Origin of the sequence: Actinomadura sp. NBRC 104425 (assembly GCF_030269545.1) — a bacterium.
Classification (GTDB): Bacteria; Actinomycetota; Actinomycetes; order Streptosporangiales; family Streptosporangiaceae; genus Spirillospora; species Spirillospora keratinilytica.
In genome coordinates, this window is sequence record NZ_BSTN01000001.1 from 229,327 (window position 1) to 247,079 (window position 17,753).

Genomic DNA, 17,753 nt, shown 5'->3' on the forward strand with positions numbered 1-17,753 from the left:
GCCGGTCCGTACCGTCCCGGCGAACCGCACATCACGTTCACCACATATGCCCTGGTTGCTGTGTTTTACGGTTTCTTTGTAGTCTCTCCCGGACCCGGCCGTCTTGGAGCCCGCCGGACCGCTGCGCGGGCTGCGGCCGGACCGCCGAATCCCCTCGCGGGGAGCCGGGGAACCACATCCCGGGGCGCCGCCGCCCCCGGGACTCGGGGTGAATCGACGCAGGTCGCACCGTCACCGGTGACGCGCGCCCGCGCCGTAGGGCGAACTCCCGGCCCGAACCCGTCAGCTAACCCGGTAGGCGGACGAGGAGAGGAGTGCACGACCTTGCCCCCCGGTCACCGTCCACGGCGCGTCGCCGTGTCCACCCTCGCAGCGGCCGCCGCGGCCTCCGTCGCCCTCGGCTGGACCGTCGCCCCCGCCGCCGCGACCGCCCCGGCCGCCGCGCCGCGCCTCGCCGACCCCGGCCGCCCCAGCGAAAGTGAACTGCGCAAGCAGTTGGACGAGCTGAACACCGAGGCCGAGCGACTCACCGAGCAGTACAACAAGACGCGCGTCGAGCTGGACAAGGCCCGGCGCGCCGAACGCGCCGCAGCCCGGACCGCCGCCGCGCTGGAGCAGCAGGCCGCCCCCGCCCGCGCGCAGCTCGGCAAGCTCGCCGCCGCCAACTACATGAGCGGCGGCCCCGACACGCTGTTGCTCTCCTCCGGCGACGCCAGGGCCCTGTCGGCGTCGGCGTACCTGGTGCAGAGCCAGACCGCCGCGCTGGGAAGCCTCCAGGCGCAGATCGACCGGGCCGACCGGGCGCAGCGCGAGGCCGCCGCCAAGACGGCGCAGGTGCAGCGCGCCGCCGCCCAGGCGCAGACCGCCCGCAACGCCGCCAAGGCCAAGGTCGAGGAGGTCGAAAAGCAGCTCGACAAGCTCACCACGACCAAGGCCAAGGACCCCAGGACCGGCCTGACGGCCACCATCAAGGGCTCCGGGCTGCCCGCGAAGATGGCGCGCAAGGCCTACTCCAAGCTCGGCAGCCCGTACGTGTGGGCCGCGGCCGGACCGAACAGCTTCGACTGCTCGGGCCTGGTGGTGTGGGCGTACGCGCAGGTCGGCAAGAAGGGCCTGCCGCACTACACCGGCGCCCTCTACGAGCTGGGCCACAAGGTCGACCGCAGCGAACTGCGCTCGGGCGACCTGGTCTACTTCGGCAGCGACCTGCACCACATGGGGATCTATCTGAGCGACGGCAAGTACCTGCACGCCCCGCAGACCGGCGACGTCGTCAAGATCTCCAAGCTGTCGGACCGCTCCGACTACGCGGGCGCCAACCGCATCTCCTGACCCGGCGCGGGCCGGAGAGCCGACGGCCTACGGCGCGCCGCGCAGGTAATGGCGGTAGCGCTCGGCCAATTCGGCGGTGGGCAGGTCCGGCCAGCGGGTGAGCGCCCCGGTGGCCCGGTCGACGACCAGCAGGCCGTTGCCGCCGGGGACGGGCCGGGCGACGAATCCCTCGGCGAACTCCTCGATCACCAGCGGCACCCCGCGCGCTCCCAGGTACGCGTCCGCCCGCCGCCACGCCTCCGCGCGGTCCACGGCCGCCGGACGGACCGCATAGGCCGCGAAGACGTCCGCAATGGCCTTGAGCGTCGAACAGGCGGACGTGCCGCAGGCCCGGCAGACCTCGTGCCCGTAGGGGTCCGTGCCCGGCCGGTGCCTGTCCAGCACGGCGCTCAGCCCAGCCGCGCAGCCGAGCGTCAGCCGCCGCGCCTCGCGCACGAAGGTGCGGGTCTGCCAGTCCGCCCGGCCGTCGCCCGCGACCGTGTGGATCGCGCGGACGTCGGCCCGCATCGCGATCAGCATCACCGAGTCGACCCGGTCCTGAAGCCTGCCGTGCTGAGCCGCCAGTCCGCCGGTCATGCGGCCTTCTCCTCGGTGAAGACGGCGGTCACGGTGCGGCCTTCGGCGTTGCCGTGCCACCCCCAGCTGTCGGCCAGCAGGGCGAGGGTCCGCAAGCCGCGCCCGGTCTCGTCCCACTCGGACGCGTCCGCCGGGACGGGCACCCCCGGGCCGCCCTGGTCGGCGACCGAAACCGCGACCCGGCCGTCGCTCCGCAGCACTTCGACGACGAACGAGCCGCCGTCCTGGCCGGACCTGGTGTGGCGGAGCGCGTTGGCCACCAGCTCGTCCGCGGCGAGCAGAACGTCGTCCAGATATGGGCAGCCGTCGAGCAGGCAGGCGACGAACCTGCGTGCGCGGGCGACCTGTTCGAGACCGCCGGGGAAGACACGGCGCCAGTGCATCGGCGCGGCGCCGGTCGCGGGGATCGCCATCAGGGGCATGGGACACCTCGGATGCTGAAGGAGCCTGACGGAGCGTCGGGGATTCACCCTCCGCCTCTTGCACATCGTCACAACGCGTGGCCATCCGAGCACGAACAATCGGCGACTGTGAGCGGCTGGCGCCTCAATTGGCACGATCCCGCGCCGTTGATTCCGCCTTGCGCCCGTGCCGTGCTCGCACCGCACGCACGCGCACGTGCAGCCCGCGCACGTGCGAATTCCGGCCCGTGATGCGAAAAGAGTTGCGGAACCGGGGCGCACGACCGCAACCGGCCATTACATTGCGTGATGCGGATCGGTCGCAGAAAGTTAGCGATCCGCACGCTGTGTCATCACACGGAGGGAGACGGCCATGCCGAGCCCCTATGTCCGTCGCCGCCGACTCGCGGCCGAACTGCGCAAGCTCCGCGAGGAGCGCGGCATGACCGCTGAGGAACTCGGCCAGGTCCTGTTCCACTCCCGCACCAAGATCACCCGGCTGGAGAACGCCCAGGTCCGCCCGAACGTCGCCGAGATCATGGACCTCCTCGAACGGCTCGACGTCACCGGCAACCGATACGACAAGATGCTGCGCCTGGCCCGCGACGCCGCTGCCAAGGGCTGGTGGGACCGCTTTGGGGACTCCATGGGTCCCCGCCAGCGCCTCGCCGCCGACCTGGAGTCCGGCGCGGACACCATCCGCATCTACGACCAGACCAGCATCCCCGGAGTCCTGCAGACTCCCGAGTTCATCTGCTCTCTGGTCGAACTGGACCAGCTCCAGGGAACGCTCGAATACCGTCCGGAGCGCATGGCCGATGCTCGCCTACGGCGTCAGCAGGAGCTCCTGCGCGAGGATGGCCCCAGCTACGAGGCCGTACTGGACGAGTGCGTCCTTCACCGTCTGGCCATCCCACCCCAGGTGATGGCTGCCCAACTCAAGCACATGATCCAGGTGGTGTCCGAGCACGAACGGCTCACCCTTCGTGTGCTGCCGTACGACGCTCGCATCCCTGGCGGCCTGCTCCCCAAGTCATCGTTCTTCCTGTACACCTTCCCCGACCCCGGCGACACACCGCTGGCAGTGGTCGACACCGTCACCTCCGACCTCCTGGTCACCAAACGACGCGAGATCGTGCGGTATACCGGGATGTACAACCGTCTTCGGGAGGCTGCCCTGTCCCCCGAGGCCAGCCTCACATATCTCAGTCAGGCAGCCGACCGACTGACCGACGCGGCAGGATCGGGAGTATGACCAGGCACTACAGCAACTGGCGCAAATCAAGCCACAGCGACCCGAACGGCCACTGCGTCGAAGTGGCTCGGGCCTCGGACGGCACCATCGGCGTCCAAGACTCCAAGAATCCAGGCCCCCACCTGGAGCTGACCCCCAACGAATGGCGCGCCCTCCTCAACAGGCTTCGCGCACACCACTGACACCACCACCCCGAACCGGCCTTGAGGTCAACACGCTGGTCTCAAGGCCGGTTCACGTTTACACACAAGCCAGCCCACCCTTCCTCAGCCAGCCGACTGACACACCAACCCGCCATAATCAGGATCATGGCCAAGAACTACACCGGTTGGCGTAAATCAAGCCACAGCGAACCAAACGGCCACTGTATCGAAGTCGCCCGAGCCACCGACGGCACCATCGGCATCCAAGACTCCAAAGCCCCAAGCAACATTCTAGAGCTGATCCCCAACGAATGGCGAACCCTCCTCAACACACTCCGCACACACCACTGACACCACCCCCACCGGCCTTGAGATCAAGACACTGACCTCAAGGCCGGTTCACATTTACACACAAGCCAGCTCCCCCTTCCTCAGTCAGCCAACTGACACACCGACCCGCCAGAATGAAGAATATGGCGAAGCACTACAACGGCTGGCGTAAATCGAGCCACAGCAATCCGAACGGCGAGTGCGTCGAAGTCGCCCGAGCCACCGACGGCACCATCGGAATCCAAGACTCGAAGGCCCCGGGTTTCCCCCTAGAACTCACTCAGGAGGAATGGCGTGCCTTCCTGAGAGCGGTCCGCTCGCTCCCCCGTTGACACAGCACCAAAACTGACCGACCTTGAAGTGATAACGACTACCCCAGGGCCGGTGCTTTTCATCGAAAACTCCTAAGTGTGGAGACCCCGGGCTTCAACCCTCGAAAACCGGTCAGGTAGGGGCCCGGTGCGTCCTCGGCGTTCAGCCGGTCTCCCACTCGCCGACCGCCGATATCCTGTGCGAGGGACCTGCGGGAAAGGTTTTCTACGAGGTCCTCGGCGAGGGCGAGACCAGCTATGCGCGCCTGCGGGAAGCGGTGCTGAGGATCATGGAAGTCCAGTACGCCGAGGGGCAGCCCGCCGACCAGCGGTTCCTCGTCCTGCCCGACGCGCCCGCCGACCCCTGGGTCGTGGACGTGCTGTCGGAGGCCTTCGACGTCTCCGTGATCTGGCGGACGGCCGACGGATGGGACGGGCAGCGGGTGGACGTGGCGCTCGGCGGCCCCGGCAAAGACTGATCCACGCCGCCGCCGGCCTCGGCCTACGACCCGCTGACCCGCTGCACCGGGTCGTAGGCCCCGCCCGTCTCCAGGAACGCTTTCGTCAGCGCAGGTGAGGGCGGATCGCCGCGACGACCGGCAGGTCGCCGGGCAGCCACGCCACGTCGTACAGCTCGTCGGGGCTCAGCCAGCGCAGCGCCAGATGCTCCAGCGGCTCCGGCCGGCCCTCGACCAGCTCCGCCGTCCACACCCGCAGCACGCTTCCCGCGCCGAGCGCGAGCGGCCAGTCGCCGCCGATCCGGTCGATAAGCGCGATCTTGACGCCCAGTTCCTCATGGCACTCGCGGACCAGGGCGTCCCGGTCCGACTCGCCCGGATCGACCTTGCCGCCGGGGAACTCCCAGCCGCCGGCCAGCTCCGGAGGCTCGCCGCGCTGGGCGGCCAGCAGCCGTCCCCCGGCGATGATCGCCGCCCCCACCACCACGTTGATCGTGACCAGCCCCTCTCTCAGGACGCGGCGCTGTCCACGCCGCCCGCCCCCGGTCCCGGCGCGCCGGGCGAGGACGCCGGGCGGGCGGCACGGGCCGCCGCGACCGTGCGCGCGGCCTCCCGGACGATCTTCTCCAGGTGCCCGCCGTGCGCCCCGCGCCAGTAGACCTGGCCGCACTCGGTGCACCGACCGTACACGTCGTAGCTGCGCCGCGTCCCGTCCGCCAGCTCGGGCGCGACCTCTTCTTTGCCAACGGGGACCAGCCGCCCGTTGCAGGCGGTGCAGCGCGTCCACGGCGACAGCGCCGGCGCAAACCGGTCGAGCAGGTCGCGCAGCTGGTCGTCGGGGCGGGCGCCGCGCACGTACGCGCCGAACCACAGGGCCCGGCGGCGCAGCAGGCCGCGGTCCTGGGTCAGCAGCACCCGCCGCTCCTCGTTGGCCTGCACGACCAGGGCCGGGTCGTCCATGTCGTTGTGGTAGGCGGTGTCCAAGCCGAGCAGCCGCATCCGCCGCGCCAGCGTGCCCAGATGCACGTCCAGCAGGAACCGCGGCGCGTCCTGGCCGGGCTCCAGCGGCACCGGCTGGGGGCGCGGCACCGACGCGACCTCGACCCGCTCGCCCGGCGACGGCTGGTGCGACGGTCCGCCCCGGACGCCGTCGGCCGTCAGCGCACCGACCTCGGGCAGCGGAACGCCGAGGGCCTCCACGAGGTGCCCCAGCGTCGAGGTTCCGTCGCAGGCCACCGTCTGCTCCTCCCGCCTGCGCGCGGCGGGCAGGAACAGCAGCAGCTCGGGGGCGACGCGCATCCGGATCTCGGGTGTCTTGGGCTCCACGCGGCCAGCATGCCACGCCAAGGCCCCGGTCCCACCTGAATAATCGGCGGCGATCAGGTGCCGGGCCGTGGATCAGCCGGAGGCGTCGGCGTCCAGCTGGGCGAGCTGCTTTTTGAGGTTGTCGGTGGCCAGGGGGCGGGTGGTGCCGACCCAGTCGCCGCGCTTGTACGACTTGACGCCGATGTTGGGCACGCAGGTCGAGCAGCTCGCCACGATCATCTTGCCGTTGCCGATGACCATGCCGACGTGGCCGGGGTTGTTCGGGCTGGTGCCCGGGCCGGAGTTGAAGAACACCAGGTCGCCGGGCTGCTCCTTGCCCTTGGCAATCCGCACGCCGAACGGCCACTGCTCGAAGGTGGTGCGCGGGATCCGCAGGCCCACCGAGCGGTAGGCGCCCTGCACCAGGCTGGAGCAGTCCCACGCGTCGGGGCCGTTTGCGCCGAAGATGTACCGCTTGCCGCGCTGCGCCATGGCGAAGGCGATGATGCGCTGCACCAGGCCGTCGATGCCGGCCGGCAGCTCGTTGTCGTCGCACTCGACGCCGTTGGACTGCACGACCTCGAAGTCGCCGGCCGCGTACCGCTTGGCCCAGCTCAGCACGAGGTTCACGTAGTCCCACGAGTGGTTGTACATGAAGATGGCGGTGCGCATGCGCTGCGGGGCGCCGTTGTGCTTGAGGTAGCGGGCCGCGGACGGGATGGCGTCGGCGGGGTCGTAGCGGTCCTTCTTGTTGTCGCCGTTGCCGTCGACGCCGAACTCGCGGAACGTGGCGGCCAGGAACTGCATGGGGCCGCCCGCGCCCGCGTAGTTCTCGCCGCTGGACACGCCCGGCAGCCGGGAGGTGCCGTGGTTGGTCTCGACCTTGCCGATACCGGCCAGGACGTTCCACGGGATGCCGTAGTCCTTGCCCGCCTTCTTGTAGAGCGCGAGGTAGTCCGCGGGGATGGAGCGGGCGTCGGACGCCTCGGCGGGCTGCGCGCCGGCCTTGGAGGTGTCGACGCAGCCCGCGGTGCCCCCGCCGAACAGGAACTGGGTCGACCCGAACAGCACCGGGACGACCATCAACGTCGCGAAGAGCATGCCGACCGCGCCGAACGCCGTGGCCAGCAGGACGGTACGACGGTTCATCCGGTGTCACCCGCCTGTCCCTCGTCGGCGGGCGCGACCGCGTAGACGCGCATCGCTCCCCCGTCGCGCGCCACGGTCACCGCCCACTGCCGGCTGTTCTCGCTCTTCTGCCCCCCGCGGGTGACCTGCTGTTTGCCGGTCACCAGAAAGATGATCGAGTTGTCTTCGATGTCGCGGACCCGGTCGAGCGTGGCGGTGCACTCGGCGACCTCCTGCCGGCGGCGCCGCTCCTCCAGCTGCCCGGGGGAGCTCTCGCCGCGTACCAGCTCGGTCAGCAGGTCGTCGGTGACCAGGCCGGACAGCCGCTGCGCGTACGTCTGCGGGCCCTCGTCGTACCGGTACGTGCCGTGCGCGGCGACGAACCGCTGCGCCACATCGGCGGCGGTGGCGAACTCGCGCTGGGAGAACGGCAGCAGCCGGTAGATGTCGAAGGAGTTCGGGTCCACCGCCGAGGAGATCCCGGGCGGCGGGGACGCGGGCCCCGTCGCGCTCGGCACGGCCGCCGCCGAGCGGCCGCCCGTCTCCTTCTCCCCGTCGCCGTCGGGCGCGGCCACCGTCAGGTACACCCCGATCGCGGCGAGGACCACCACCAGACCGGCGAACAGGAACCTGCGCTGACGGTCGGACAGGTTCATCTACTCGTCCCGCTGCCGTTCGCGTTCCACCGGACGGAGCCAGAACGGCATCGGCGGGCCCTCGTCCCGGCCGCGGCGCGCCCACAGCGGCGGAGGCTGCGGCCTGCCGCCGTTGCCCGAGCCGCCGCCGGAACCGTTGCCGGAGCCGCCCGAGCCGCCGGAGCCGTCGGCGGAACGCGGCCTGGGCACACCGGCCGCGGCGTCACGCGGCCGACGCGCCACGCTCGAACCGCCGCCCGAACCGGACCCGCCGGAGCCCGAGCCACCGCCCGCCCGGACGCGGCCGCCGCCGCTCGACGCTCCCCCGGACGAACGTCCGCCGCCCGAGGATCCGCCGTTGGAACGGCCGCCGCCGGCGAACCACCCGCCACCGGACGCACCGCCGCCGGACGAGCCGCCGCCTCCCGAGGACGCCCCGTCACCGGCCGCGACGGCGCCGCCCCGGCCCGTCCACGAGGTGGGACGCGCCGTGCCGGTTCCGCCGCCCGACGACGAGCCACCGCCGCCGCCACCACCGCTGCCGCCGCTGCTGGACGGCGCGGCGCCGCCGCCGGAGGCTTCACCGCCCGCGGCCCGCGCCGTGACCGCGCGGTCGGACAGCCCGCCGCGCGTCGGCAGGTTCAGCGGCGGGGCGGCGCGCCGCGACCGTCCGGCCGCCGCCGCGTTGCGCGGTTTGGCCGCCAGCACCGGTGCCGCGTCCGCGGAGGAGCCCTCGCCGTTCCCCGCCGCCGCGCCGACCCCGCCGCGCCGCTCGGACGTTGTGCCGGCGCCGACGGACGCCTCCGACAGCCCCGCCGTGTCGGCACCGGCCTCGTTCTTGCCGAGACGGCCCAGCCGGTACCCGGCCGCGCCGGGCACCACCGCGGTCGCCAGCGCCGTGGTGTTCTTGCGCGTCTCCACCACCGACTTGTCGAGCTGCGCCTCGCTCTTCTCCCGCGCCCCCACGGCCGAGTAGCCGACCGCGGAGAACAGGTGCTGGAACGGTTTGCGGTAGACGAACGCCGCGAACGTGACCAGCGCGATGAGCAGGATTTGCAGGCCCCACGGCAGCGTCTCGCCGAGGATCAGCCCGTACGCCCACAGCAGCAGCGACAGCACGCCGATCAGCGCGGCCTGCTTGAGCAGCATCGACAGCAGCAGCTCCAGCCAGCGCACCGCGATCACCCGGCCGATGCCCGGATGGATGCCGATGCCCAGGAAGATCGGCCCGGCCACCAGCAGCAGCAGGAACGCGATCTTCACCACGATCAACGCGATGGCGATGACCAGGATGAGCAGCCCCGCGACCAGCGCGGCGAACAGCCCGCCGAAGGCTACCGCGAGTCGGCCCTGCCAGTTCTTGCCCTGGAACAGCGGATAGACGCCGGCGTGCTCCTCCTCGATGTTCTTGGCGACGTCCTTGTAGGTGTCGTTCTTCTTGCTCAGGTCGAGCTTCTGCTTGCCGTAGGCCTCGGGCATGTCGACCGCCTGCGCCCACAGCAGCTTGTCGGCGTTCTCCTTGACGATCTTGGCGTCGGGGTCGGCGGTGCCGAACTCGCCCATCAGCCACGGCTTGCACACCAGCGCCACCCACAGCCCGTTGGCGTTGCGGGTGGTGGCGTCCACCTTCGTCGTGGTCGCCGGGTCCGGCTTGCCGTCCGGCCGCGGGATGCAGGTGCTGCCGCGGGTGTCGCTCTGCGGCAGCGCGGCGTTGAACGCGGCGCTGGTCGCCTCCGACACCTTGGTGCCGAGCGTGGTGAAGTCCCCCGGACGGGCGATCAGCCAGATCAGCGCCACCATGGCCGCGACCATCCAGATCACGCCCTCGGTGACCCTGCTGGCGCGCTTGCGGACCAGCCCCCACCAGGCCAGCCACATCGCGCCCAGGATCACCACCCAGGACCAGTAGCGGGCGTTGAACGTCGTGCCGATATCGCTGATGACGCCGTCGACGGTGTTCTTGAGCCAGCCCAGCAGCGAGTCGGACGCGGCGGCCTGGTACACGCTGATGGTGGTGCGGTCGATGACGCGCACCAGCGTGAACGTGGTGTTGGCCAGCGCGTTGCCCATCATGGCCATCGCGTCCGAGCAGCCCATGTCGACCGCGTACCAGTACTGGCCGACCGTCCCGTACCGGTCGTAGTAGGTCAGGTCCTCGACCGGGGTCTTGCGCAGCTTCTCGTCCGGGTAGCCGGGCGGCATGATCATCCCGTCGAGGCCCGACCCGTACTGCTCGGGAGGCGGATAGTCGGCCGGACGGCAGGCGTCGCCCACGCTCGGCAGCGGGATCGACGCGCCGGCGGGCGCCACCGGGCTGAGCAGGAACACCGCCAGCAGCGCCAGCAGCACCGCCGACCGGCGCCGCGCCAGACGCATGCGCCGCCGCCGCGTCCTCAGGGCGGCCGGGTCGAGCCCTTCGGCCGGTGAACGCTGCACGCGCACGCGGGCCGGCCGCCGCACCAGACGTCCGACCATCCGACCTGTCACGGCACGCCGAACGCCGCCCTGCCCCACGGCACGTCCCCCGCCCCGGCCGCCGACGGCCGCACGGCCGCCGGACACACCACGCCTCACCTTGCGACCAGCCAGGCCGCCGCCGCGTGCGACACCGCGCGCGGGGCGGGCCGTCGTGCGGGCGCGGCGCGCCGCGACCGCCCACCGGGGACCCCTCATCGGCCGACCTCCTCGATGTCCGCCCCCGCCGCGGTGAGTTCCGACTCCGGACGCGACCGGGTCGGGTTGGTGTCCAGCCAGCGCAGCAGCTCCTCGGAGATCAGGTCGATCCCGATGCGGCCCGCCCGTCCGTCCAGGTCGCGGAAGATGCACTCGCCGTTGCCCAGGTTGCGCAGCACGGCCCGGTGCTCGTCGGAGTTCTCCACCCCCAGCAGCGACATCACGTTCCCGACCTCCACCCGTTCGGTGGAGCGGAACGAGAACACCGACGACAAGCAGTTGGTCACCTGTTCGTTCAAGAGGTCTCCGGCGTTCTGCGACACCAGGATCAGGGCGGTGTTGCGGGACCGGCCCATCCGCGACACCTCGGGGACGAGCTTGGCGCCCTCGGGCGTGGAGGTGATCGCCCACGCCTCGTCCAGGAAGATCGCCTTGGGCAGCCGCCGGTCCAGGCCGTGCATCAGCCGCCGCGCGAACTGCGACACCAGGTACATCAGCGCCACCGACAGGCGCTGCTCGTAGGAGTAGTCGTCCCGCGAGATCGCCATGTCGGGCAGGGTCAGGCCGCTCAGCGTGAACACCGTCGTCCAGCCCTCGGTGTCGATGCGCTCCCCGCCGGACGGGTCGAAGCACAGCCGCGCCAGCCGCATCTCCGACATCGACCGCAGCACCGCGCCCAGGTTCTTGGACGCCGGGTCGGCGGCCTGCTCCAGGTAGTCGACGACCTTGCCGAGCGAGGGCCGGTCGGCGTTGGCGACCGCGCCCACCGCCTGGATCATGGCCGACTCGCGCTCCTCGGACATGCGCGGCAGCAGCAGCCGCAGCGTCTCGGTCGCCATGGTCTTCTTGGCGGCCAGGTCGTCGCCGAACGAGAACGGGTCCAGCAGGCCGGGCGCCGCCGACCCCAGCGGCAGGATCCGCGCTCGGCGGCCGCGCGAGCGCAGCAGCTGCACCAGCGACTCGGCGTCGCCCTTCGGGTCGATCGCCGCGATCGTCACCCCGCGCAGCGCCATCTGGTAGAGCAGCAGCAGCGCCAGCGTGGTCTTGCCGCCGCCCGGCTCGCCGGTGATCGCGACCGCGGTGGGGCGGTTGCGGGCCGCGGCGACCAGCGGGTCGAAGTGCACGATGGACCGCGCCCGGCCCAGCGTCTCGCCGATGTAGGGGCCGACCCAGCCCTCGCCGTTGTCGTCGGGGCGGTCGCCGAGGTCGACGGTCGCGGTGGGCATGCCGCCCGCGATGGTGCGCAGCGGCTGGCGCTGCGCGTAGGCGTTCAGCCTGATCCGGTCGCCCGGCAGCGACTCGCAGAACAGCGAGAACTGGTCGCCGGTGGAGTTCACCACGTCGATGCCGATGTCGCGGTAGTGCTCGACGACCGCGTCGACCCGCTGGGCCAGCAGCTCCTCCGTCGGCGCCGACACGATCAGCCGGTGCCACCCGTACACGAACGGCAGCCGCTCCTTGGTGATGCCGTGCTCCAGCATCCGCGCCGCGTCGATCTGCTCGGCCAGCGCGATCGGCGCCTCGGCGCCCGCCTCGCGGATGTGCTGGTCCATGTCGCGGGCGTGCGCCAGCTTGCGGGAGACGTCCTTGGACGCCTTGGCGGGCGGGATCAGCTTCATCCGCGAGCTGATCTCGACGGGGAACGGCAGCGCGTCGGCGTAGTGCAGCCACGGTTCGCCGTCGGGGAACGGCATCATGTCCGGGAACCGGGCGAACGACAGGTACGCCACGTACGACTGGGCGGTGGCGCCCGACCCGACCCCGCCGACGTTGGGCTGCTCCACCCTCAGGTACGAGCGGCCGTTGTGGATGGCGCCCTCGACCAGGGCCTCGATCTCGCCCCTGCCCCAGGTGCGGCGCGGCACCGCCGAGGGCGGCGGGTCGGCCAGCGAGGCGGTCACCGCGTGCTGGAACAGCCACGCCACCTCCGTGGAGGTGGCGTGCCTGGCGTACAGCGCCGACGACGACAGCGCCCGGCCGAGCCGCTCGGCCTGCTCGGTCCAGCGGGCGATCTCCTTGTCGTCGATGGCGTCGTCGTCGATGCCCAGCGCCTGCTCGCTGCGCTTGTAGAAACCGAGCAGCTGCGCCAGCACCCCGCCCGACAGGTGCGCGCCCATGCCGCGCGGGCCGAGCCGCACGCCCAGATAGACCTCCTTGGCCCAGAAGTCCTTGGCCCAGACGTGCGCGTAGGTCTCCTCCAGGTACTCGCGCCAGCCGGCCCCGCCGTCGGACGTGCGGTCCAGCGCCAGCGCCCAGTCCGCCGCCGGGTACGTGCGGTGCGCGATGCGCAGGTGGATCTCGGCGTCCTGCATCCGGATCCCGGCCAGCGCGATGGTGATGTTGGTGGCCAGCGCCTCGCGCTCCTCGGCGGTGGTGAACTCGTACGACACCGTCGGCAGCCGGAAGTACGCCCATGCCGCGCTGTCGGTGAGCAGTACCCGGTCGTCGAAGTACCGCACCGCCAGCCGGCTCGCCCGAGCCTTCGCTGCCCTGCTCATCGGGTGGCCTCCTGCTCCTGCTGCTGCGGCTCCTGGTAACGCTCGGGTACGAGGGCGAACCCGCCGGCGACCACGCCGGCGAGAGCGAGGTAGGCACGCCGCGTCGGGGCGCGCAGCGACCTCAGCTCGTTGCGCGGCGCGCGGTCCATGCTGAGATGATCGTCCCACGGGATGCGCACGAGCGCCCGGCAGCGGCCGCGGGCGACCGCCTCGGCCTGCTCGACGTCGTCCATGCTGCGGCGGCTCACCCCGTTGATCACCGTCACGGCGCGGGAGCGCAGCTCGGAGTAGCCGTGCCCGTCGAGCCACTCGAAGGTCATCGCCACCGCGCGCGGCGCGTCGGCGCTGGCGGGCGCCACCAGCACCAGCTGGTCGGCGTACGGCAGCACCCGCGCCACCACCGCGGCGGCCGCGTCCAGCAGCGTCACCGAGTAGAACTTGTCGATCGTGCGGATCGCCAGGGCGTAGTCGCGGTCGTCCAGCGCCTGCAGCGGGTTCTTGCCCGCCGCGATCACGTCCAGCCCGGACTTGGCCTGCGAGGTGTACCGGCGCATCGCGGTGAGGCTGGTGACCTGGTCGGCGCGGGTGATGAGCCCGGTGAGCGTCTCGTTGGTCTCGCTGCGGGTGCGGCGGGCCAGCGCGCCCGGGCCCGGGTTGATGTCGATCGCCACCACCGGTTCGCCGTTGTGCTGGGCGAAGGTGTGGCCGAGCATCAGCGCGGTGACGGTCTGCCCGGCGCCGCCGGTGCAGCCCAGCACCACGATGTGCCGGGTGCCCTGGAAGGGCTGCTGCAGCCGCTGCTCGTACTCGGCGTCGGCCTCGGCGTGCCCGCCGCCGACCGCCTGCAGCAGCCGCCGCAGCCCGCCCGTGGGCGCGGGCTGCTGCTCGGGGTCGGGGGGCGTGATGGCGGGCCCCTGCGCGGGCGGTTCCGGAAGCGGCACCGGACGCGGCCGGGGGCGCGGCTGCACGGGCGGCGGCCCCGGTCGGATGGGCGACGCGGGCCCCGACCGCACCTCGCGCGGCGGCTCGTGCGCGTCTGCTTCCGCCGGCGCCTGCTCGTCGGCCTGCGGTTGCGGGTCGGCATGCTCGTGCCGCGGCGCCGGCACGGGCGGCCACACCCGCGCGTCGGCGGCGGCCGGGCGCAGCGGCGTGGACGCCTCCTCCGGCCCGGGGCGCCCGGCGGTCCCGTCGTCGGGCGTCGGCCGCCCGTCCCGCGCGGCGGGCCGCTGGGGCCGCCGCTGCGGGGGCTGAGGCGGTTCGGGCCGCCCTCCGCCGCCGAAGGCCCCCGGCACCGCCGGGATCTCGGGCCTGGTCTGTTCGGGAGCGCCGGTGCCGTCCCCCTGCGGGGGCCGCACCGGGATGTCGGGCCGCGTCACCGGCGCGGGAGGCGTGGCACGCGGAATGTCGGGACGGGTCGCGGCGGGAGCGGCAGGTGCCTGCCGCGGGATGTCGGGACGGGGCGCCGGCGGTTCCTGCGCGGGCGGCTGCTCCTGCCCGCCGGGCTCCGCCGCCTGCCAGAACTCCGCCGGTCCCCCGGGGCGCCGCATGCCGGAGGCGAAGGCGCGCTTGCCGGACCCGGCCGCCGGGGCGTCCTGCGCAGGGGGCGCCTCGAGCGTCGGCGTGGCCGGGGGCCGGTCGAGCTCGCCGGGCCGGTCTTCGGCGCCCGCCTGGGCGGCGGGCGCCACCCGCACGTCGTCCTCGTGCGCGATGTCGCGGGACCTGTGCCGCCACGGCTTGTACCTTCTGGTCTTCAGCGACTCCGGACCGGCGACGCGCACATCGTTCTCGGTGCCGACCACGTAGGACCTGCGCGGCGCCGTCGCGGGCCGCTGCCGCTCGGCTCCCTGCCGCTGTTCCCGTTCGCGGGTGGGCTCGCCCGCCTCGGACCGAGGTTGTGCGCTCGGGGCGCCCGCGCCTTGTGCGCGAACGCCGCCGGGCACGTCGGCGGCGGCCGGGGAGGGGGCCTGGTCACGGGCGGTCGCACGGCGCTCGTCGCCGGCCTTCGCGCCTGTCGGCGTGTCCGCCCACGGCGCCGGGCCACGGCGCGCCCCCTGGGCGGGAGCACCGGCCTCGGGCGGACGCCTGCCGTCGCCTGCGGCGCGGACGCGGCCGGGAGCGCCGGCTTCGGGCTGCTGCACGGGCGGCATCTCAGAGACCTCCGCCCGCGGCGACGAGGGGCGGCCTGCCTGCTCGCCGGGAGCACCGGTTCCGTGCGAACGCTTGCCGTCGTCTGCTGCGTGAGCGGGGACGGGGGCGTCGGCTTCGCCGGAGGGGGTCGCGTCGGAGTGGTCGCGCTGTGCTCGGGGGGACGCCGCGTCGTCGGCGGGTGCTTCGGACCACGGCGACCTGCGTGGGGCGGTGGCAGCGGGCTGCGTCGCCTGGCCGTCCCCCGCGGTCGCGCGGGCTCGGGGTGCGGCCACGTCCGCCGAGGCGGGGCGCGCCCACGGCGGGGTGTGGCGGTGCGGTGCGGCGGACAGTTCGCCCGAGTGGACGTGGCCGTCTTCGGTGGGGCGTGCTTCGGTGGGGCGTGCTTCGGCGGGGCGTGCTTCGGCGGGGCGCGTCGCGGCCACGGCGGGCCGGGAGCCGTTGGCGGCGGCCCGGCGCTGGGCGGAGTACTCCGCCAGGGGCTGGGGGGCCGCGGCCACGGCGGGGCTGGGGGCCAGCGCGGGGACGGGGGCCTCCTCCACCGCCACCCGGGCGCGGCGGGACCTGCGCCGCGACTTGATGGCGGCGCGTTCGGGCGCGGCGGGCGGGGCGGGCGCGCCGGCGCGGCGCCAGATGCGGGCCACGACGACGACCTCGCGCGGTTCGCGGATCGGGGTCAGCCGGCACCAGGTGCGCGGCTCGGCCAGGAAGCGCGCCTGCGACAGCAGCAGCTCGGTCAGCCGCTTGCCCTCGATGACCGGGCGGGTGGCCAGCCAGGTCAGCACCCCCGGCGGAACGATGTAGAGCACGTGCCACGGGGACTCGAAGGGGACGCCGACAAATCGCAGCAGCACGATCCACGGCACGAACACGCCGGCGAACACGCCGATCTGGACGAGCGGCAGAGGCATCGGAAGCCGCAGGTCGTACAGCTTGTACAACCGCTTCTCAATGCGCCATATGTTCGTGTACGTGGGTAGATCCACGCCCCAACTCCCCTAACTGTGCAAGCACAGTGCCGCCTGCGGCCCGCGCGGGGCCGTTCCGACCTCCCTCGGTGACCGCGGGGCCCTGCTCAGGTCACGTCGACCCCGAGGGCCTTGGCGATCGCTTTGGCCGTGGTCTCGATGATGTTCGGCACGTAGAAGACCACCCCGATTCCAATGGCCAGGACGATGAATTGCACGAAACGAGTGATTTCCCGGGTGAACAAGAAAAAAATCGCGACAATGCCCACGATGACGAGGAACAGCGGGCCGAATATCTGGCGCAGCCAGTCCGCGAGCTGGTCGGTCCGCAGTTCGTCGTTGGGCGCCGCGACGACGTCAAGCGGAATCGACGCCATGATGTGCTGCAGCATCGACTGAAACTAACCTCCTGGACGGGGGGTCCGGCGCGAGGTCGGGCCCCGGTGTGCTCTCACGTCGTGGCCTCTCATGATCCGCTCGTTGGGGTGGCGCCGCGGATGTCTCGCACGTACCAGGTGGACCCCTTCTTGATCATTTCCAGTTCGTAGGTCTGCTCCAGCTCGCCGCCGCCGCCGGAGGGGCCGGTGCCGGGCAGCTGCCAGGCGACGGTGGCGGTGACCGTCCGCTCGCCCGCCGGTCCGCGCGGCGCGATGATCTCGCGGACCTGGTAGAAGGTCACCGTGTTGGCGAGCCCGCCGATGGCGGCGCCGTCGGAGAAGCGCGACAGCGTCGCCTGGTTGCTGCTGGCGTACGCCGGGAAGAAGTTGCCGAGGACGGGCTGCAGCTCCGCCTCCAGCGCGCTGTCGCGTTCGCGCACGCTCTGCTGCGGGAGTGCGGCCTTGCTCAGAGGCGCCAGCAGCGCGGGGCGGCCGGAGACGACCAGCGACGAGTCGTCGGCGGCGTAGACGGGCACGGCCAGCCGCAGCCACTTGTCCTGGCTGCGCGCCAGCACGGTGACGATGCCGTTGTGGTCGTCCTTGACGTCCACGCCGGCGACGTTGACCGACTGGACCTGCAGCTGCCCGACGCCGTTCCAGCCGAACTGCCCGTCGGCGTCCTCGGGGAGGAACGCGCGCAGCTGCTCCTCGCGGGCCGACGCGTTCTTCTGGTCGTAGTTGAGGTAGACGTTGGCGAACTGCAGCGCGAACGCGCCCGCCGCACTGCTGGGGAACCGGGCGCCCTTCTCGGGGCGGGACGTGCCGGACGACCCGGTGTCGTCGGCGGTGAAGCGTTCGAACGGGGCGCGCACGCCGTTGACGACGATGACGATGATCAGCGCCCACAGGACGGCGCGGCCGACCCAGATCCACCAGCGGCCGCCGGAGCCGCTCCAGCGGCCTCCCCGGGTGCCGGAGCCGCCGCCGGAGCGCTTCCGGCGGCCGTCGCCCTCCGGCGCGTCCCACGGATCGACGGCCTGGCCGAGCGCGGCGCCTGCCGGCGCCGCCTCCTCGACCACGGCGGTCTCACGGCCGTTTCCCACGGCCGACCTGCGAGCCATCCTGCCTCCGCTCGCGCCTCGCCCCGATCGGCGCGGTCGTTGCCTGTGCCTGGTCCTGCTCTGGTCCTGTCCTGGTGCGGCCTCGCCCGCCCGGGGG

Annotated in this window: 17 protein-coding genes and 1 riboswitch; of the genes, 6 read left to right on the forward strand and 11 right to left on the reverse strand. The window is 72.6% G+C overall.

The features are described from left to right. Nucleotides 1–132: 132 nt before the first annotated feature. A riboswitch (cyclic di-AMP (ydaO/yuaA leader) is annotated at nt 133–317 on the forward strand. Nucleotides 318–357: 40 nt separating this feature from the next. Beyond that, complete coding sequence (locus QSK22_RS01095) at nt 358–1,332, forward strand: C40 family peptidase (RefSeq protein WP_285491981.1); 975 nt, start codon at nt 358–360, stop codon at nt 1,330–1,332. Between the two features lie 27 nt (nt 1,333–1,359). Here QSK22_RS01095 and QSK22_RS01100 read toward each other — a convergent pair whose 3' ends face one another. Together QSK22_RS01100 and QSK22_RS01105 are read right to left on the reverse strand one after the other, a co-directional pair. Continuing rightward, nucleotides 1,360–1,908 (reverse strand): SUKH-4 family immunity protein, encoded by a 549-nt coding sequence (locus QSK22_RS01100; RefSeq protein WP_285491982.1) that lies wholly within the window; start codon nt 1,906–1,908, stop codon nt 1,360–1,362. Next, on the reverse strand, nt 1,905–2,321 hold the full coding sequence (locus QSK22_RS01105) for an ATP-binding protein (protein WP_285491983.1): 417 nt from the start codon (nt 2,319–2,321) through the stop codon (nt 1,905–1,907). The genes QSK22_RS01100 and QSK22_RS01105 overlap by 4 nt, the downstream gene beginning before the upstream one ends. 361 nt (nt 2,322–2,682) lie before the next feature. On the opposite strand from QSK22_RS01105, the gene QSK22_RS01110 reads away from it, so the two are divergent. From QSK22_RS01110 to QSK22_RS01130, 5 genes are all read left to right on the forward strand, one after another. Beyond that, on the forward strand, nt 2,683–3,564 hold the full coding sequence (locus tag QSK22_RS01110) for a helix-turn-helix domain-containing protein (protein ID WP_285491984.1): 882 nt from the start codon (nt 2,683–2,685) through the stop codon (nt 3,562–3,564). Next, nucleotides 3,561–3,746 carry a DUF397 domain-containing protein gene (locus QSK22_RS01115; protein WP_285491985.1) on the forward strand — a complete coding sequence of 62 codons (186 nt, stop codon included), beginning with the start codon at nt 3,561–3,563 and terminating at the stop codon, nt 3,744–3,746. The genes QSK22_RS01110 and QSK22_RS01115 overlap by 4 nt, the downstream gene beginning before the upstream one ends. Nucleotides 3,747–3,872: 126 nt before the next feature. Continuing rightward, nucleotides 3,873–4,058 (forward strand): DUF397 domain-containing protein, encoded by a 186-nt coding sequence (locus tag QSK22_RS01120; protein WP_285491986.1) that lies wholly within the window; start codon nt 3,873–3,875, stop codon nt 4,056–4,058. A 122-nt stretch (nt 4,059–4,180) separates the two neighbouring features. Beyond that, entirely contained in the window at nt 4,181–4,369 is a 189-nt protein-coding gene (locus tag QSK22_RS01125) for a DUF397 domain-containing protein (RefSeq protein WP_285491987.1), read from the forward strand. A gap of 269 nt (nt 4,370–4,638) precedes the next feature. After that, entirely contained in the window at nt 4,639–4,827 is a 189-nt protein-coding gene (locus QSK22_RS01130) for a hypothetical protein (protein WP_285491988.1), read from the forward strand. Nucleotides 4,828–4,912: 85 nt separating this feature from the next. On the opposite strand, the gene QSK22_RS01135 is transcribed toward QSK22_RS01130, so the two are convergent. The 9 genes from QSK22_RS01135 to QSK22_RS01175 form a co-directional block, all read right to left on the reverse strand. Beyond that, entirely contained in the window at nt 4,913–5,287 is a 375-nt protein-coding gene (locus QSK22_RS01135) for a (deoxy)nucleoside triphosphate pyrophosphohydrolase (protein ID WP_285492378.1), read from the reverse strand. A gap of 29 nt (nt 5,288–5,316) precedes the next feature. Continuing rightward, complete coding sequence (locus QSK22_RS01140) at nt 5,317–6,105, reverse strand: Mut7-C RNAse domain-containing protein (protein WP_285492379.1); 789 nt, start codon at nt 6,103–6,105, stop codon at nt 5,317–5,319. 99 nt (nt 6,106–6,204) lie between these two features. Further along, nucleotides 6,205–7,260 carry a C40 family peptidase gene (locus QSK22_RS01145; protein ID WP_285491989.1) on the reverse strand — a complete coding sequence of 352 codons (1,056 nt, stop codon included), beginning with the start codon at nt 7,258–7,260 and terminating at the stop codon, nt 6,205–6,207. Beyond that, nucleotides 7,257–7,895 carry a hypothetical protein gene (locus QSK22_RS01150; RefSeq protein WP_285491990.1) on the reverse strand — a complete coding sequence of 213 codons (639 nt, stop codon included), beginning with the start codon at nt 7,893–7,895 and terminating at the stop codon, nt 7,257–7,259. Before QSK22_RS01150 ends, QSK22_RS01145 begins: the two co-directional genes overlap by 4 nt. Then, nucleotides 7,896–10,250, reverse strand: a complete 2,355-nt coding sequence (locus QSK22_RS01155; protein ID WP_285491991.1) for a type IV secretion system protein — start codon at nt 10,248–10,250, stop codon at nt 7,896–7,898. It lies immediately after the preceding gene. Nucleotides 10,251–10,543: 293 nt separating this feature from the next. Beyond that, nucleotides 10,544–13,045, reverse strand: coding sequence for an ATP-binding protein (locus QSK22_RS01160; protein WP_285491992.1), 2,502 nt, complete (start codon nt 13,043–13,045; stop codon nt 10,544–10,546). Next, on the reverse strand, nt 13,042–16,176 hold the full coding sequence (locus QSK22_RS01165; RefSeq protein WP_285491993.1) for a TcpE family conjugal transfer membrane protein: 3,135 nt from the start codon (nt 16,174–16,176) through the stop codon (nt 13,042–13,044). Before QSK22_RS01165 ends, QSK22_RS01160 begins: the two co-directional genes overlap by 4 nt. Before the next feature lie 89 nt (nt 16,177–16,265). Beyond that, the gene (locus tag QSK22_RS01170; protein WP_285491994.1) at nt 16,266–16,550 is read right to left on the reverse strand and encodes a hypothetical protein; all 285 of its coding nucleotides are present in this window, start codon (nt 16,548–16,550) and stop codon (nt 16,266–16,268) included. A 74-nt stretch (nt 16,551–16,624) separates the two neighbouring features. Further along, nucleotides 16,625–17,656 carry a conjugal transfer protein gene (locus tag QSK22_RS01175; protein ID WP_285491995.1) on the reverse strand — a complete coding sequence of 344 codons (1,032 nt, stop codon included), beginning with the start codon at nt 17,654–17,656 and terminating at the stop codon, nt 16,625–16,627. Between the last annotated feature and the right edge of the window lie 97 nt (nt 17,657–17,753).

Excerpts from the sequence above, each read along its gene's own strand:
- QSK22_RS01145 (WP_285491989.1), bottom strand. The coding sequence starts at position 7,260 with ATGAACCGTCGTACCGTCCTGCTGGCCACGGCGTTCGGCGCGGTCGGC.
- QSK22_RS01140 (WP_285492379.1), bottom strand. The coding sequence starts at position 6,105 with ATGCGCGTCGCCCCCGAGCTGCTGCTGTTCCTGCCCGCCGCGCGCAGG.
- QSK22_RS01155 (WP_285491991.1), bottom strand. The coding sequence starts at position 10,250 with ATGCGTCTGGCGCGGCGCCGGTCGGCGGTGCTGCTGGCGCTGCTGGCG.
- QSK22_RS01130 (WP_285491988.1), top strand. The coding sequence starts at position 4,639 with ATGGAAGTCCAGTACGCCGAGGGGCAGCCCGCCGACCAGCGGTTCCTC.
- QSK22_RS01120 (WP_285491986.1), top strand. The coding sequence starts at position 3,873 with ATGGCCAAGAACTACACCGGTTGGCGTAAATCAAGCCACAGCGAACCA.
- QSK22_RS01125 (WP_285491987.1), top strand. The coding sequence starts at position 4,181 with ATGGCGAAGCACTACAACGGCTGGCGTAAATCGAGCCACAGCAATCCG.
- QSK22_RS01100 (WP_285491982.1), bottom strand. The coding sequence starts at position 1,908 with ATGACCGGCGGACTGGCGGCTCAGCACGGCAGGCTTCAGGACCGGGTC.
- QSK22_RS01175 (WP_285491995.1), bottom strand. The coding sequence starts at position 17,656 with ATGGCTCGCAGGTCGGCCGTGGGAAACGGCCGTGAGACCGCCGTGGTC.
- QSK22_RS01160 (WP_285491992.1), bottom strand. The coding sequence starts at position 13,045 with ATGAGCAGGGCAGCGAAGGCTCGGGCGAGCCGGCTGGCGGTGCGGTAC.
- QSK22_RS01105 (WP_285491983.1), bottom strand. The coding sequence starts at position 2,321 with ATGGCGATCCCCGCGACCGGCGCCGCGCCGATGCACTGGCGCCGTGTC.
- QSK22_RS01110 (WP_285491984.1), top strand. The coding sequence starts at position 2,683 with ATGCCGAGCCCCTATGTCCGTCGCCGCCGACTCGCGGCCGAACTGCGC.
- QSK22_RS01170 (WP_285491994.1), bottom strand. The coding sequence starts at position 16,550 with ATGCTGCAGCACATCATGGCGTCGATTCCGCTTGACGTCGTCGCGGCG.
- QSK22_RS01115 (WP_285491985.1), top strand. The coding sequence starts at position 3,561 with ATGACCAGGCACTACAGCAACTGGCGCAAATCAAGCCACAGCGACCCG.
- QSK22_RS01150 (WP_285491990.1), bottom strand. The coding sequence starts at position 7,895 with ATGAACCTGTCCGACCGTCAGCGCAGGTTCCTGTTCGCCGGTCTGGTG.